General features: G+C 68.8%; 11 protein-coding genes and 1 pseudogene. 8 read left to right on the forward strand and 4 right to left on the reverse strand.

The features are described from left to right. Positions 1–106: 106 nt before the first annotated feature. On the reverse strand, positions 107–1,906 hold the full coding sequence (locus AAEX57_RS02810; RefSeq protein WP_342090753.1) for an alpha-amylase family glycosyl hydrolase: 1,800 nt from the start codon (positions 1,904–1,906) through the stop codon (positions 107–109). Between the two features lie 301 nt (positions 1,907–2,207). Here AAEX57_RS02810 and AAEX57_RS02815 point away from each other — a divergent pair, with 301 nt between their 5' ends. Next, positions 2,208–3,116: a hypothetical protein gene (locus AAEX57_RS02815; protein ID WP_342090754.1), complete on the forward strand. Its 909-nt coding sequence runs from the start codon at positions 2,208–2,210 to the stop codon at positions 3,114–3,116. Positions 3,117–3,150: 34 nt separating this feature from the next. Beyond that, positions 3,151–4,029 (forward strand): annotated as a pseudogene (locus AAEX57_RS02820) (phosphoribosylaminoimidazolesuccinocarboxamide synthase); the annotation flags it as partial. Between the two features lie 68 nt (positions 4,030–4,097). On the opposite strand, the gene AAEX57_RS02825 reads toward AAEX57_RS02820, so the two are convergent. After that, positions 4,098–4,988, reverse strand: coding sequence for a DMT family transporter (locus tag AAEX57_RS02825; protein WP_342090755.1), 891 nt, complete (start codon positions 4,986–4,988; stop codon positions 4,098–4,100). Between the two features lie 183 nt (positions 4,989–5,171). Here AAEX57_RS02825 and AAEX57_RS02830 point away from each other — a divergent pair, with 183 nt between their 5' ends. Further along, positions 5,172–6,593, forward strand: coding sequence for a gamma-aminobutyraldehyde dehydrogenase (locus AAEX57_RS02830; RefSeq protein WP_342090756.1), 1,422 nt, complete (start codon positions 5,172–5,174; stop codon positions 6,591–6,593). A gap of 37 nt (positions 6,594–6,630) precedes the next feature. Then, complete coding sequence (locus AAEX57_RS02835; RefSeq protein WP_342090757.1) at positions 6,631–8,145, forward strand: APC family permease; 1,515 nt, start codon at positions 6,631–6,633, stop codon at positions 8,143–8,145. Between the two features lie 8 nt (positions 8,146–8,153). Here AAEX57_RS02835 and AAEX57_RS02840 read toward each other — a convergent pair whose 3' ends face one another. Next, positions 8,154–8,816, reverse strand: a complete 663-nt coding sequence (locus tag AAEX57_RS02840; RefSeq protein WP_342090758.1) for a TetR/AcrR family transcriptional regulator — start codon at positions 8,814–8,816, stop codon at positions 8,154–8,156. 47 nt (positions 8,817–8,863) lie between these two features. On the opposite strand from AAEX57_RS02840, the gene AAEX57_RS02845 reads away from it, so the two are divergent. Further along, positions 8,864–10,252, forward strand: a complete 1,389-nt coding sequence (locus tag AAEX57_RS02845; protein ID WP_342090759.1) for a flavin monoamine oxidase family protein — start codon at positions 8,864–8,866, stop codon at positions 10,250–10,252. Between the two features lie 66 nt (positions 10,253–10,318). Next, positions 10,319–11,173 carry a universal stress protein gene (locus AAEX57_RS02850; RefSeq protein WP_342090760.1) on the forward strand — a complete coding sequence of 285 codons (855 nt, stop codon included), beginning with the start codon at positions 10,319–10,321 and terminating at the stop codon, positions 11,171–11,173. Here AAEX57_RS02850 and AAEX57_RS02855 read toward each other — a convergent pair whose 3' ends face one another. Further along, complete coding sequence (locus AAEX57_RS02855) at positions 11,174–12,058, reverse strand: LysR family transcriptional regulator (RefSeq protein WP_342090761.1); 885 nt, start codon at positions 12,056–12,058, stop codon at positions 11,174–11,176. 151 nt (positions 12,059–12,209) lie between these two features. Here AAEX57_RS02855 and gabT point away from each other — a divergent pair, with 151 nt between their 5' ends. Beyond that, the gene (gene gabT, locus AAEX57_RS02860) at positions 12,210–13,541 is read left to right on the forward strand and encodes a 4-aminobutyrate--2-oxoglutarate transaminase (RefSeq protein ID WP_342090762.1); all 1,332 of its coding nucleotides are present in this window, start codon (positions 12,210–12,212) and stop codon (positions 13,539–13,541) included. 26 nt (positions 13,542–13,567) lie between these two features. Further along, positions 13,568–15,025 (forward strand): NAD-dependent succinate-semialdehyde dehydrogenase, encoded by a 1,458-nt coding sequence (locus AAEX57_RS02865; RefSeq protein WP_342090763.1) that lies wholly within the window; start codon positions 13,568–13,570, stop codon positions 15,023–15,025. Positions 15,026–15,061 lie beyond the last annotated feature (36 nt).

Below are 15,061 nucleotides of genomic sequence, written 5' to 3' on the forward strand. Positions count from 1 at the left end.
TTCGAACCCCCCCCCCGCTGGGGTCTCAGGCGCAAACCCCTGTTGACAGAATTCGGGCGCCGCGGCCAATGGCCGCGGCGCCCGAATTCTCGTCGGAGGGGAAGGATCAGCCCTTCCAGCTGTAGACCAGCATGGAGTACGGGGCCAGGGTCACATTGCCCGAGTACTCGAAGCCATCCTGGTCCTGCTCTTCCGCCGTGATGTCGTAGGCCTCGGCGCTGCCGAAGTGCGGCGAGTAGACGGTGGAATCGGAGTTGAACTTCAGCTCCCATCGGCCGCCGGCCGGCAGTCCGATCCGGTAGTTGCCGCGCACCTGGTCCGAACCGTTGATGACCACCACCACGTCATCATTGGTGCCGTGCTCGCGCCACCGGTGCCAGGCCATCACCTTGAAGTCGTTGTTGGTGTGGAAGATGTTCAGGCCCGGGCCGCGCAGACCCTCGGTGTCGTCGGCCCAGTTGCGGCGCAGCTGCATCAGGTCGGCGTGCAGCTGCACGATCCCCTGGTGGTCCTCGTTCAGGTTCCAGTCCAGCGGGACCTCGTCGGTGAAGTAGCCGCCCTGCAGGAATTCCTGACCCTGGAAGATCATCGGGATGCCGGGAGCGGTGAGCGCCACCATGGTGCCCAGGGTGGCGCGCTTGGTTGCATGCCAACCCTGCTGGTCAATCGGGTTCACGTCACTGACCGCGCGCTGCTTGCCATTGGCAACCTCGTCGTGGCTCTCGGTGAAGATCACCCGGCGGAAGGCCTCGCCGTCATAGTTGTGCGCAATCGCCCCAGAAACCTCGCCCAGGTTGCGGTCGGAGTCGTTGTAGGCGCCGATGAAGCGGCGCAGCGGGTGCACGAACTCGGCATCCCACTGGGCGTGGAAGGCGGCCTGCTCAAAGCCCTCGCCCACCATGTTGTCGTGGCCATGCATGTCCTCGGCGATCATGATCTTGCCGGGGAACTTGTCACGCACCTCGCGGTTCACCGCGCCCATCAGCTCGAAGCCTTCGGGCAGGTCATTGCTGAAGGCATCCTTGGAGCGGATGTAGGCCGTCATGTCCCAGCGCAGGCCGTCGGCGTGGTACTTCTCCAGCCACATGAAGGCGTTGTCGCGAATGAAGCGACGCACCTCGGCGCGGCCGTAGTCGGGCCGGGCATCGCCCCACGGGGTCTGCGAGCGCCAGTCGTTGTAGAAGTAGATGCCGCCCTTGCCGTTCTCGCTCCAGCCGTCGAACTGCCACAGGTCAAGGTCGCTGGGGCCGAAGTGGTTGTAGACCACGTCGATGATCACGGCGATGCCGTTCTTGTGGAATTCGCGGACCAGGGTCTTCAGCCCGTCGGGGCCACCGTAGGCGCTCTCGACGGCGAAGATGTGGGCCGGGTTGTAGCCCCAGGAACGGTCGCCGGCGAATTCCATCACCGGCATCAGCTGCACCGCATTGACCCCCAGCTTCTTGAAGTGGTCCATCTTGGCCAGCACGGAATCGAAGTTGCCCACCCGGTCGGCCGGGGTGTTGAAGGAGCCGACGTGCAGCTCGTAGATCACCAGCTCATTGTGCGGGGGGCAGGCGAAGGAGTCGCCCTGCCAGTCGAAGTCGTCGTGGTCGTAGACGATCGAGTTGCCGACGGAATTGGTCACCTTGCTGGCGTAGGGATCCACCTTGTCCAGCTCGAAGACATTCTTCGGGTCCTGGCTGTTGACCAGGTGGAACTTGTACTCATCGCCCACCGCGGCGCCCTCGACCACGCCGTACCAGTAGCCGCCCTGCTCGGGCTGGAGCGGGTTGGCGTCGTTCTTCCAGTCGTTGAAGCTGCCGAAGACCGACACCTGGCTAGCGTGGGGCGCCCACACCCGGAAGGCGACGCCGCCGTCGTAGGGGAGCGCGCCCATTCCGTCCAGTCGAGGTTCCTGAGTCATACCGTGATCACCTTCCGTGGTCTCTCCTGCATGCTTGCAGGCCTCTGCCAGACTAGCCGTAGATCGTTCAGAGGCATGTTTGCATTGCCCAGACGTCACCGCTCGGCATCGACTTGTTAACTCTTAATCACTGGCCCCACCCGAATGGGGGTGCGGTCTGGCCTTGCCGCGTGGAAGTCTGGCAATGTCCACCTGGTTGGACGGTGCTGCGGCCCGAGTGGAGCCCCCGAGTCCACTCGGGCCGCTGCGCATCCACGTGGACGCCAGACTGCTCGCCCGACAACCTCATCGGAGGAATGCCATGCCTGCGGATTCGGGAGCCGACTTCGCGTCGGTTCTCAGCGAGGCGATCAAGGCACGTGGCCTGAGCCTGGAGAGAATCCGGCACCGGCTGGAGCAGGCCGAGGTCAAGGTCAGTGTCGCCACCCTGAGTTACTGGCAGAACGGGCGCTCGCTGCCCGCGCGCGCCCAGTCCCAGCGCACCCTGACCGCGCTGGAGGGCGTCCTGGAGCTTGCGCCCGGAACCCTCACCTCGATGGCGCCGGTGGCCTACACCCGACGCCGGTCTGCCAGGGCGTCGGAACTCCTGGTGCTGCCGCACTCCGTGGAGGATGCCCTGGAGCACGCCGACCTCAGCGCCACGGCCCTGCGCACCATCAGCACCCACGTCACTCTCACGCTCACGGCTGACCGGGCCTTCTCCTCCGAGGTGGTGCGCAAGGTGGTGCAGTGCGTGGCCGATGGCACGAGGTCCTTCCCGGTAGTGGTGGATGACAGCGGTCTGGCCAGCGGCGCCGCCGGCCAGGAGGTGCAGGGCCTGTCCAACTGCACCGTCGGGCGACGCTTCCACGTCCGGGGGGACAGCCTGGTGTTGACCGAGATGTTGCTGCCGCGGCCGCTGCGGATGGGCGAATTGGTGATGCTGGAGTACATGACCGCCCTGAAACCCGGCTCCGCCGGCCAGAACTCCTCCAGGACCTTGGGCCTGGCTTCCCAGCGGATGAGTGAGCTGGTGCTGGAGGTGCAGTTCCCCGAGCGCGACCTGCCTTCCCGGGTGGTGGGCTTCAGCACGGACTCGCCCACTGTGCTGAGCGAGGACGAGAGCCTGGCCATCCCCGGTGCGGTGGACCTTCCCCTGGCGGGTGGGTTGGCGCAGCTCGTGCGGGTGGATGTCACGCCCGGCGTCCACCTGGTCCGTTGGGAGTGGTGAGCCGCTCGGTGGTCCCAGGCCGTAGGGTGTCTTCGTGAGCCAGTACAACAGCCTGCAACTGCCCCTGATCCATGCCGGCAAGGTGCGTGAACTCTACGCGCTGGATGCCGTCGACCGGATGCTGATGGTGGCCACCGACAACATCTCGGCCTACGACTTCGTGCTCAGCCCCGCGATCCCGGGCAAGGGCGTCGTGCTCACCCAGCTCTCGCTGTGGTGGTTCGAGCAGCTGCGGGAACTGGTGGACAATCACGTGATCAGTGCCGATCCGGCCACCGAGCTGGACCAGGAGCGAGCGGCGCTGGTGCGGGGCCGGGCGCTGGTCTGCGAGAAGTTGGAGATGATCCCCGTCGAGTGCGTGGCCCGCGGCTACCTGACCGGCTCCGGCTGGGCCGAGTACCAGGCCTCCGGCACGGTCTGCGGCATCCCGCTGCCCGACGGTCTGCAGGACGGTTCCCGCTTGCCCGAGCCGATCTTCACCCCCGCCACCAAGGCCGAGCTGGGGGAGCACGACGAGAATGTCGACTTCCAGACCATGTGCCAGACCACCGGGCAGGAGCTTGGCGAGCAAATCCGTGACCTGACCCTGGCGATCTACTCCCGGGCAGAGGAGATCGCCCGCGAGCGCGGCATCATCCTGGCCGACACCAAGTTCGAGTTCGGCCGTCGCGCCGATGGCACCATCGTGCTGGCCGACGAGGTGCTCACCCCCGACTCGTCACGCTTCTGGGATGCGGCCAGCTGGGCCCCGGGTGGGGCGCTGGACAGCTTTGACAAGCAGTACGTGCGCAACTGGCTGACCCGCGAATCCGACTGGGACCGAAACGCCGACAATCCGCCGCCGTCGCTGCCCGACGACGTCGTCCAGGCCACCCGGGAGCGGTATCTGGAGGCTTACCAGAAGCTCACCGGCACCCCGCTGAACCTGGCCTGACCCACACCGAGGGGTGATCGCGCGGGCCGGGGCCGGCCGCGGCTGCTTCAGGCGCGGGAGAGCAGGCCCAGCCCGGCGATCACCAGGGCCACGCCCACGCCCATCAACCAGCTGAACGGCTCGCCCAGCGCGAAGACCGCCAGCAGATTGGCCACCAGCGGCTCGGCCAGGGCAAGGGTGGCGGCGGTCGCCGCGTCGATGCTGCCCATGCCGCGCTGGTAGAGCAGGTAGGCAAGGGCGGTGGCCACCAGCCCCAGCCAGCCCAGCACCAGCAGGTTGCGGGGCTGGGCGACGAAGCCGAGGTCCTGCCCCAGCAGGGGGTGCAGCAGCGTCAGGCCGGCGATGGCGAAGATCCAGGCGGTGGCATTCAGCCCGGTGGCACCGGCCTGGGCCACTCGGTGGCCGGCGACGGTGTAGCCGCCGAAGGAACAGCCTGCGGCGATCGCCAGACCGATCCCCAGCGGGTTGATCGGGTGGGCGGTGCCGGCGCTGGTCACCAGTACGGCGGCGCCCGCCAGCGCCACCAGTGTGGCCAGTGCCCATCGACGCGTCGGGCGGGGCCCGCCCAGCCCCCAACCCAGCAGACCCGCCGAGACGGGAGCGCAGGCCAGCGTGACCAGGGTGCCGACGCCCACGCCTGTCTGCTGCACGGCCGCGAAGAAGGCCAGCTGGTAGAGCGCCACCCCCAGCCCGGCCAGGACCAGCCACCCGGTGCTGTGGCGGGTGGGCGTGCGCACCCAGCCGGAGCGGTTGGTGGTCACCGCCACCAGCAGCAGGGCGATGGCGGCGATGCCCGCCCGCAGGGCGCCCACCGCCACCGGGGAGGGGCTGCCCGCCAGCAGTGCCTGGGAGGTGCCGGTGGTTCCCCACAGGCAGGCGCCGGCCAGCGCGAGCACCGCCCCGTGGGGTGCCCCCGGCTGGTCTGGTCGACGCGTCACGCGGGCCACCCTAGTGGCCAGATCTCCGCGCGCTGGGGCTGCCCAGCACCGGTGCAGATGTGAGCTGGATCACATTTTCTTGCGCCAACCCCTTCCCGGGAGCCCCTGTCGTCTGTAAATATGAATGCCATTCATTTAGTCCGGAAGGCAGCACCCAGCACGAGAAGCAGCGGAGGAAGCCCGATGACCAGACTGCAGAACTTCATCGACGGCCGGTTCGTCGACGCCCATGGCGCCGAGGATGTCCAGATCGTTGATCCCACCAATGGCCAGATCGTGGCCCAGGCACCGATCAGTGACCAGCAGGACGTGGATGCCGCCTTCGCCGCGGCCAAACAGGCCGCCCGGCAGTGGCGCCGGTCGACCCCCAGCGAGCGCCAGGCACTGCTGCTCCGCTTCGCCGACGCCATCGAGCAGCACCAGGACGAGCTGGTGGACGCCCAGGCCCGCAATACCGGGCAGCTGCGCCAGCAGATCGCCGACGAGGAGGTGGCCACCGGGGCCGACCACCTGCGCTTCTTCGCCGGTGCCGCTCGCACCCTGGAGGGCAAGGCCGCCGGGGAGTACTTCGGTGAGAACACCTCCTATGTGCGTCGCGAACCGCTCGGCGTGGTCGCCCAGGTGACCCCGTGGAACTACCCGATCATGATGGCCCTGTGGAAGCTGGGCCCAGCCCTGGCCGCAGGCAACACCGTCGTGCTCAAGCCGTCGGACACCACGCCCGAATCCACCCTGGTGCTGGCCCGGCTGGCCGGCGAGATCTTCCCGCCCGGTGTGGTCAACGTGATCCTGGGCGACGCCTCCACCGGCAGCCTGATGTGCGAGCACCCGACGCCGGCGATGGTCTCGATCACGGGCTCCGTCCGGGCCGGTCGCGCCGTTGCCGAGAGCGCCGGGGGCCAGCTGAAGCAGACCCACCTGGAGCTGGGCGGCAAGGCTCCGGCTGTCGTCTTCGCCGACGCCGACCTGGCGAAGACCGCCCAGGAGCTGGTCACCTTCGGCACCTTCAACTCCGGTCAGGACTGCACCGCGGTCACCCGGGTGCTGGTGCAGGATTCGGCGCACGACGAGTTGGTGCAGCACCTGGTGGCGGCCGCCGAGGCCACCTCCGCCGGTGACTCCGCAGACGACGACTTCGGCCCGCTGAACAATGCCCGGCACTTTGCCGACGTGCAGGCCAAGCTGGAGCGGCTGCCCGCGCACGCCACGGTGCTGACCGGCGGCAAGCCGCTGGAGCGCGACGGCTACTTCTTCCCCGCCACCATCATCGACGGCGTCCACCAGGACGACGAGCTGGTGCAGCAGGAGACCTTCGCCCCGGTGCTCACCGTGCAGAGCTTCAGCACCGAGGAGGAAGCCGTCGAGCTGGCCAATGACGTCGACTTCGCCCTGGCCGCCAGCGTCTGGACCACCGACCATGGCACCGCCATGCGGGTCAGCCGGGAGCTGGACTTCGGCTGCGTCTGGGTCAACACCCACATCCTGCTGACCGCCGAGATGCCGCACGGCGGGTTCAAGCAGTCGGGTCACGGCAAGGATCTCTCGCTCTACTCCGTGGAGGAGTACAGCCGGGTGAAGCACGTGATGCACTCCCTGGAGGCCTGAGAGCCCTCACCCATCAACCGAAGGACAGGAGCCTGCAATGTCGCAGCCACCACCACCGGTCGTGGAGGAGAAGGGCCTCAAGGCCGAGAGCCTTGGCCTGCTGGCGGTGATCGCCATCGGTCTGGCCACCGTCGCCCCGGCCTATTCCATGACCTCCAGCCTGGGGCCCACCGCCCTGGAAGTGGGCACCCAGGTGCCGGCCATGCTGCTGTTGGGATTCGTGCCGATGTTCCTCGTGGCCATGGCCTACAAGGAGCTCAACGACGCGATGCCGGACAGCGGATCCAATTTCACCTGGTGTTCCACCGCCTTCGGGCCCTGGGTGGGTTGGATGGGCGGTTGGGGATTCATCGCCGCCAATGTGATCGTGTTGTCCAGCCTGGCCGGGGTCGCCGTCGACTTCCTCTACGCCTTCCTGGGCACCATCACTGGGTCGGAGCAGATCGCCGCCCTGACCAATGTGACCTGGGTGAACATCGCCACCTGCCTGGTGATCATCACCCTGTGCACCTATCCGTGCCTGCGCGGCATCGAGACCACGGCCTGGGTGCAGTACGTCCTGATGACCTTCCAGATCGGCGTGCTCCTGGTCTACGCCGCGATGGCCGCCTACCGGGCCTGGCAGGCGGGGCTGCCGCACGGCGGCCCCAGCCTGGCCTGGCTCAACCCGATGAGCGTGCCGAGCGCCTCCGCGATCGCGGCGGGGGTCAGCCTGACCATCTTCCTGTTCTGGGGCTGGGACGTCTGCCTGACCCTGAGCGAGGAAACCCGGGGCGGCACCCGCACCGCGGGGCTCGGCGGCACCGCGTCGGCCGTCCTGGGCCTGGTGCTCTACCTGGTGCTGGCCTTCAGCACCATCATGTTCGCCGGCGTCGACGACGGCGCCACCGGCCTGTCCAATCCGGACAATGCCGACAATGCCTTCCTGCACCTGGCGGAACCGGTGATGGGCCCGTGGTCCTTCCTGCTGGTGCTGGCCATCTTCTCCGCCAGCACCTCGTCGCTGCAGGCCACCATGAGCGGTCCCTCACGGGCCCTGTTTGCCATGTCCCACTACGGCGCCATGCCACCCTTCCTGCAGAAGGTGAACCTGTCGCGGGGCACGCCCACCGCCGGCATCATCACCTCCGCAGTGGTCTCCGGCAGCTTCTACATCGTGATGCGCCTGGCCTCCACCAGCATGCTGAACGACACAATCGCGACGCTGGGCATGATGGTCTGCTTCTACTACGCGCTGACGGCCTTCGCCTGTGTCTGGTACTTCCGCAACAAGGCCCGCGGCCTCGCCCAGGTGATGCTGCGGCTGGTGATGCCGGCCACCGGCGGGCTCTGCCTGGCGGTGGTCTTCCTCAAGGTCTCCTACGACGCGATGGATCCGGCCTTCGGTTCCGGCTCGCAGATCGGTGGCGTCGGCCTGGTCTTCATCATCGGTATCGGGATCCTGTTGCTGGGGCTGGTGCTGCTGCTGGTGACCCGCTTCATGGATCCGACCTTCTTCCGCGACGGACTGGTCTGGAAGGGGATCGACGTCGGAGAGGAGCTGCTGGGATGACCAGCCCGTCAGGCTCCACCCGTCGCGGGGTGCAGATTGTCCACCAGCGCGGCCAGGCCCAGCTCGAAGGCCTGGTCGGAGGCTCGACGCGCGCTGCCGGCCCGGGCCAGGCGGGCCCGCGCTGCCGCTGTGAAGCGGGGGGCGTGGGCTTCCGCGGAGCCCGGCTCGAAGATGTCCGGGGGTGCATCCAGGTCAAGCGCCGCCCCGAAGATGAGGGCCTCCACGGCGACGATGGCGTCCACCGCCTGCTCCGGCGCCCAGCCGCCACGCTCCAGACCCAGCACGACGGCCTCGTACATGGCCAGCGTCACCGGGGCATCTGCCACCGGCTGGACGGCCATCACCGGGGCCAGCATCGGGAAGGGGGCATAGGCCTCGCGGTAGGAGCGGGCCCAGCTGCGCAGCGCCGCACGCCATTCCTGCCGCGCGAAGCAGTCCACGTCGATGGAGGCATTGATCTGCTCCTGCATCCACATCATCACCACCGCCTTGGAACCGGCGTGGTTGTACAGGGCGGACGGCCGCACGCCCAGCGCCCTGGCCAGGGCATTCAGGCTGAAGCTCTGGCTGCCCTGGTCTGCCACCAGCCCCAGGGCGACGGTGGTGATCCGCTCCCGACTGAGCACCGGGGCGCTGGGGCGCCCGGGGCGGCGCGCCGAATTTTCTTCCACTCCATGATCCTACGAACAATCCAGCACACCACAGGAGGAAGCACACGATGAATGCAGTCACACAGCACACCGAGCCCTTGCCCACCCCCGTCGAGACGGATGTGGTGGTCGTCGGCGCCGGGCCGGCCGGCCTGACCGCCGCCCGTCGTCTGGTGGCCGCCGGCCAGCGGGTGATCGTCCTGGAGGCGCGGGATCGGGTGGGCGGCCGCACCTGGTCCAACGAGGTGGATGGTGCCTTCCTGGAACTCGGCGGGCAGTGGATCTCGCCCGACCAGACCGCCCTGATCGACCTGGTCGACGAGCTGGGGCTGGAGACCTTCGAGCGCTACCGCGAGGGCGACAATGTCTACCTGGCCCCCGACGGCAGTCGGCACCTCTACCGCGGGGACATGTTCCCGGCCGGGCCCGAGGTGGAGGCCGAGATGGAGCGGATCACCGAGGAGCTGGACCGCTTGGCTGCCGAGATGGATCCGGACAAGCCGTGGGAGCATCCTCAGGCCCGGGAGCTGGACACCATCTCCTTCCACCACTGGCTGCGCCAGCAGTCCAGCAATGAGGAGGCCTGCAACAACATCGGCATCTTCATCGCCGGCGGCATGCTGACCAAGCCGGCGCACGCCTTCAGCACCCTGCAGGCCGTGTTGATGGCGGCCTCGGCCGGATCCTTCTCCAACCTCGTCGACGACTGCTTCATCCTGGACCGACGGGTGGTGGGCGGCATGCAGTCCGTCTCGCTGACCATGGCCCGCGAGCTCGGCGACGAGGTCGTGCGGCTCAACCAGCCCGTGCGCACCATCCGCTGGGGCCAGGACGGGGCCACCGTGGTCAGCGACGGGATGCAGGTGCAGGCCAAGCACGTGGTCCTGGCCGTTCCGCCGAACCTGTACCACCGGATCAGCTACGACCCGCCGATGCCCTGGCGCCAGCACCAGATGCACCAGCACACCTCGCTGGGGATCGTGATCAAGGTGCACGCCGTCTACTCGACGCCCTTCTGGCGGGAGCAGGGGCTCTCCGGGACTGGCTTCGGGGCCCACGAGGTCTCCCAGGAGGTCTACGACAACACCAACCACGGTGACCAGAAGGGAACCCTGGTGGGCTTCGTCTCCGACGAGAAGGCTGACGAACTGTTCGGGCTGCCCGCCGAGGAACGTCGCGAGCTGATCCTGCGCTCCCTGGCCAACTACCTGGGCGAGCGGGCGCTGACCCCCGAGGTCTACTACGAGAGCGACTTCGTCAGCGAGGAATGGACGCGCGGCGCCTACGGGGCCAGCTACGATCTGGGTGGTCTCCACCGCTGGGGGCCCTTCCACCACGACCCGGTGGGCCCGATCCGCTTCGCCTGCTCCGACATCGCCGGTGCCGGTTTCCAGCACGTCGACGGCGCGGTCCGAATGGGGCAGCGGGTGGCCGACCAGATCCTCGACGCCGGGTAGGCCACACTGCGTGGCCAACATGCTGTATCCCACACGTAGCAACCCATACTGACCAGGAGATTGACCGTGACCACTCGATACCTCGTCGCCTGGGCCGGTGACCGGCACTGCGGGGATGCCCTCCGGCTGGGGGCGGTGCTCGCCAACACCTTCGGCGCGACGCTGGACGTCGTCTACGTTGCCCGGTCCGGTGGTGGCATGGCCGCCGCCCAGGCGGGGGAGCGCGCCTTCGAACGGGCGCTGCTCGCCGAGGCCAAGGCCCGGATGCAGAAGGCCGTCGCCGACATCCCCGCCGGGCTGGACGTGAAGCTGCACGTGCTGCGCTCCCCCTCGGTGGCCGCCGGGATCCTGCAGGCCGCCAAGGAATTGCAGGTGGAACTGGTGGTGATGGGGGCCGGTCACGGCAGCGGCATGCCCGTGATGTCGTCGGTGGCCAGCGCCATCCTGCACGCCTCGCCTGTTCCGGTGGCGCTGGCCCCGCGCGGCTATGCCCATGCCCAGCACGACCGGTTGGACGAGATTGCCTGCGCCGTGGGCACCCGCCCTGGGGCGCAGGACGTCGTCGACGAGGCGGTGAAGGTGGCCCTGCGCAGCGGCACCCGGCTGAAGCTGATCTCCCTGGTGGAGCTCGGCAGCGACGCCCGGGCCAGTCAGGACGCCCGCGCCGCCGCGTCGACGGCGATCGAGGCCGCCCAGGTCAAGGTGGCCGAGCGGGCCCCGGTGGAACTGGTGGTGGCCGAGGGGCGCAATGCCACCGCGGCGATCCACTCGGTGGAGTGGACGCCGAACAGCGTCGTCCTGGTGGGATCCTCCCGGCTGGCCACCGGCCGGCAGACCTTCCTGGGCAGCATGGCCGCCCGGATGCTGGCGGCGCTGCCGGTGCCGATGATCGTGGTGCCGGCGCCCGGTCATCGCGCCTGATCAGCTGATCGCGGGGTAGCGCTCGCGGGCAAAGCAGTACAGGTCGCTGGCCAGCTCCCAGAGCCGGGTGGCGGCGTGGTGGTCACGCTCCCAGGCCGCATGCAGTCGAATCGTCACCGGGTGCCCCTGCTCGTCCAACACGAGCAGGGGCATCAGACCGAAGCGGGTGTCGTCGGACAGCACGCAGACGCCGCGCCCGGAGGCCGCGACGGCCTGCGCCACGATCGGTGAGGAGAACTCGGCCCTGGCCGCCAGCCCCAGACCGGCGGCGTCCATCGCCTGCTCCAGCCGCTGGCGGGCGTGGAAGGACGGCTCCAGCAGCAGCAGGTCGGCCTCGGCCAGCTCGTACAGCGGCACCGATCCGCGCCCGGCCCAGGGGTGATCGGGGCAGACATGGGCCATCACCGGCAGGTCGGCGATCCGTCGTCGGGCCAGATGGGGCGGCGGCGTGCTCGGCCCGATCGCCAGGTCGACGCCCTGGCCCAGCCGCTGGTAGGCCGCGCGGGCCGTCGTCTCCACCACTGACGGCAGCGGGGCGTCGGTATCCCAAGTGGCCAGCCAGGGGGCGATCACATCATCCCGGGTGGTGCCGGTGGAGGCGATGGTCACCTTCTGCAGGTGGCCGGCAACCACCGCGGTGGCCACCCGTCGGACCTCGTCGGCGGCGCGCAGCGCCGCGCGGGCGGAGCCGACCATTTCCCGCCCGGCGGCGGTCAGGTGCAGCCGTCCCTCCTCCCGGCGGAAGAGTTCCACTCGCAGGCTGCGCTCCAGCTGGCGGATCTGCCGGGAGACAGCGGGTTGGCCGATGCCCAGCTGCTCGGCGCCGGCCGTGACGGTGCCCTGGTCAACCACGGCAAGGAAACAACGCAGGGCGTGCAGGTCCATGGATTATGCCGTTCTGGAATGGAAAGGATCAACAATTGGTATTGGACAGCATAGGTCGTTGATGGGCAGGCTTGCCGAAAGCACTCGCGACGGACTCCAGCGTCGGCCCGTCGGATCACACCGCAGACCCACACGACCCATCGGAGGCATCATGTCCGTTCCTCAGCAGCGCAAGCTCGTCACCGCCATCCCCGGCCCGAAGAGCCAGCAGATGCACCAGCGCACCCGCGCCGCCGTCTCGGACGGCGTCGGCGTCGGCCTGCCGGTCTACATCCAGCAGGCCTCGGGCGGCATCCTGGTGGACATCGACGGCAACCAGCTGATCGACTTGGGGGCCGGCATTGCCGTCACCAGCGTCGGCAATGCGGACCCGGCCGTGGTGCAGCGGGCCAGCGCCCAGCTGGAGGCCTTCACCCACACCTGCTTCATGGTCACCCCCTACGAGTCCTATGTGGCGGTCTGCGAGCAGCTGAACCGGCTCACCCCCGGCGACCACGACAAGCGCACCGCCCTGTTCAACTCCGGTGCGGAGGCCATCGAGAATGCGATCAAGATCGCCCGGGTGCACACCGGCCGCGATGCCGTCGTCGTCTTCGACCACGCCTATCACGGCCGGACCAACCTCACCATGGCGCTGACCGCCAAGAACATGCCCTACAAGCAGGGTTTCGGCCCCTTCGCCGGGGAGATCTACCGGGCGCCGATGGCCTATCCCTACCGCTGGATGGGCCCGGCCGAGAGCATCGCCGACGACGCCTTCGAGGCCTTCACCCAGGCGGTGCACGCCCAGGTGGGTGAGCAGAATGTGGCCGCCGTGCTGATCGAGCCCATCCAGGGTGAGGGCGGCTTCATCGTTCCGCCCAGCGGCTGGCTGAAGCGGGTGGCCGACTGGTGCACTGAACACGGCATCGTCTTCATTGCCGACGAGGTACAGACCGGCTTCTGCCGCACGGGCGACTGGTTCGCCTGCGAGGCGGAGGGCGTCGTCCCGGATCTGGTCACCACGGCCAAGGGGATCGCCGGTGGCCTGCCGCTGTCCGGTGTCACCGGCCGGGCGGAGATGATGGACGCCGTGCACGCCGGCGGCCTGGGCGGCACCTATGGCGGCAATCCGGTGGCCTGTGCCGCCGCGCTGGGCGCCATCCAGACCATGGAGGAGCAGGACTTGGCTGGCCGGGCCCGGCACATTGGTGAGATCTTCACCCGTCGACTGGAGGCCATGGCGCAGCGTTTCGACGTGATCGGCGAGATCCGCGGCCGCGGTGCCATGATGGCCGTGGAACTGGTGGAGCCGGGAAGCACCCGCCCCGCCGCGGACCTCACCAAGAGGATCAACGCCGCCTGCCATGCTGAGGGCGTGGTCACGCTGACCGCCGGCACCTACGGCAATGTGCTGCGCTTCCTGCCGCCGCTGGTGATCGGCGATGATCTGCTGGAGGAGGGCCTCGACGTCCTGGAGCGGGCCATCGAGGCCAGCCTGTGACCGTCGGCAACCCGGAAGGAATCAAGATGAGCGACATCAACCAGACCCTGGAATCCCTGCCGCACGGGCTGTTCATCGACGGAAAGTGGCGCCCGGCCAGCGGCGGCGCCAGCTTTGACGTGCGCAACCCGGCCACTCGACAGGTGCTCACCCAGGTGGCCGACGCCACCCCGCAGGACGGCCTGGAGGCCCTGACCGCCGCGCACCGGGCCCAGGCCGAGTGGGCCCGCACCACCCCGCGGGAACGGTCGGAGATCCTGCGTCGCGCCTATGAACTGATCATCGAGCGGACCGAGCTGTTCGCCACCCTGATGACCCTGGAGATGGGCAAGACCCTGGCCGAGGCCAAGGGTGAGGTGGCCTATGGCGCCGAGTACTTCCGCTGGTTCAGCGAGGAGGCGGCGCGGATCAGCGGCGGCTACAGCCAGGCCCCGGGCGGCGGTTCCCGCCTGCTGACCATGCGGCAGCCGGTCGGCCCGGTGCTGATGATCACCCCGTGGAACTTCCCACTGGCCATGGGCACCCGCAAGATCGGGCCGGCGATCGCCGCCGGGTGCACCATGGTGATCAAGCCCGCCGCCGAGACCCCGCTGACCATGATCGCCCTGGTGGCCCTGCTGGAGGAGGTGGGCCTGCCCGCCGGGGTGGTGAACCTGCTGACCACCTCCACCTCCGGCAAGGTGATGGAGCCGCTGGTCCGCGATCCGCGGGCCCGCAAGCTCACCTTCACCGGCTCCACCGGGGTGGGGCGCACGCTGGTGGAACAGTCCGCCGAGCAACTGCTGCGGGTCTCGATGGAGCTGGGCGGCAATGCCCCCTTCATCGTGTTCGACGACGCGGACGTCGATGCCGCCGTCGAGGGTGCGATGGCCGCCAAGATGCGCAACATCGGGGAGGCCTGCACCGCAGCCAACCGCTTCTTCGTACACGAGGCCGTCGCCGAACAGTTCGTGCAGAAGCTCACCGACCGGATGACCGCGCTGAAGCTGGGCAATGGCCTGGAACCGGGCACCGACGTCGGCCCGCTTATCACCGACAAGGCCGTCTCCGAGGTGCAGGCCCTGGTGGACGACGCCGTGGAGCGTGGCGCCCGCAAGCTCTGCGGGGACCAACCGGTACCCGAGGAGGGCTCCTTCATGGCCCCGACGGTGCTGACCGACGTCCCGGCCGAGGCGGACATTGCCCGGCAGGAGATCTTCGGCCCGGTGGTGGCCATCCAGACCTTCACCGACGAGGACGACGTGATTGCCCGCGCCAATGACACCGAATTCGGCCTGGCCTCCTACTTCTACTCGGCCGGGCAGGCCCGCTGCCTGCGGGTGGCCGAGCGGCTGGAGTACGGCATGGTCGGCGTCAACGCCGGGGTGATCTCCAACCCGGCCGCACCCTTCGGCGGCGTGAAGGCCTCGGGCTTCGGCCGCGAAGGCGGCGCGGAGGGAATCGCCGAATACCTGGAGACCAAGTACGTCGCCCTGCCCGTCTGAACAAAGGACGACCCCGATGAGCACTGAAGCCCCTGC

Origin of the sequence: Luteococcus sp. H91, assembly GCF_038433135.1 — a bacterium.
Taxonomy (GTDB): Bacteria; Actinomycetota; Actinomycetes; order Propionibacteriales; family Propionibacteriaceae; genus Luteococcus.

Bases quoted from the DNA above. Each gene is read 5' to 3' on its own strand.
- AAEX57_RS02810 (WP_342090753.1), bottom strand. From the start codon at position 1,906: ATGACTCAGGAACCTCGACTGGACGGAATGGGCGCGCTCCCCTACGAC.
- AAEX57_RS02815 (WP_342090754.1), top strand. From the start codon at position 2,208: ATGCCTGCGGATTCGGGAGCCGACTTCGCGTCGGTTCTCAGCGAGGCG.
- AAEX57_RS02830 (WP_342090756.1), top strand. From the start codon at position 5,172: ATGACCAGACTGCAGAACTTCATCGACGGCCGGTTCGTCGACGCCCAT.
- AAEX57_RS02835 (WP_342090757.1), top strand. From the start codon at position 6,631: ATGTCGCAGCCACCACCACCGGTCGTGGAGGAGAAGGGCCTCAAGGCC.
- AAEX57_RS02845 (WP_342090759.1), top strand. From the start codon at position 8,864: ATGAATGCAGTCACACAGCACACCGAGCCCTTGCCCACCCCCGTCGAG.
- AAEX57_RS02855 (WP_342090761.1), bottom strand. From the start codon at position 12,058: ATGGACCTGCACGCCCTGCGTTGTTTCCTTGCCGTGGTTGACCAGGGC.
- gabT (WP_342090762.1), top strand. From the start codon at position 12,210: ATGTCCGTTCCTCAGCAGCGCAAGCTCGTCACCGCCATCCCCGGCCCG.
- AAEX57_RS02865 (WP_342090763.1), top strand. From the start codon at position 13,568: ATGAGCGACATCAACCAGACCCTGGAATCCCTGCCGCACGGGCTGTTC.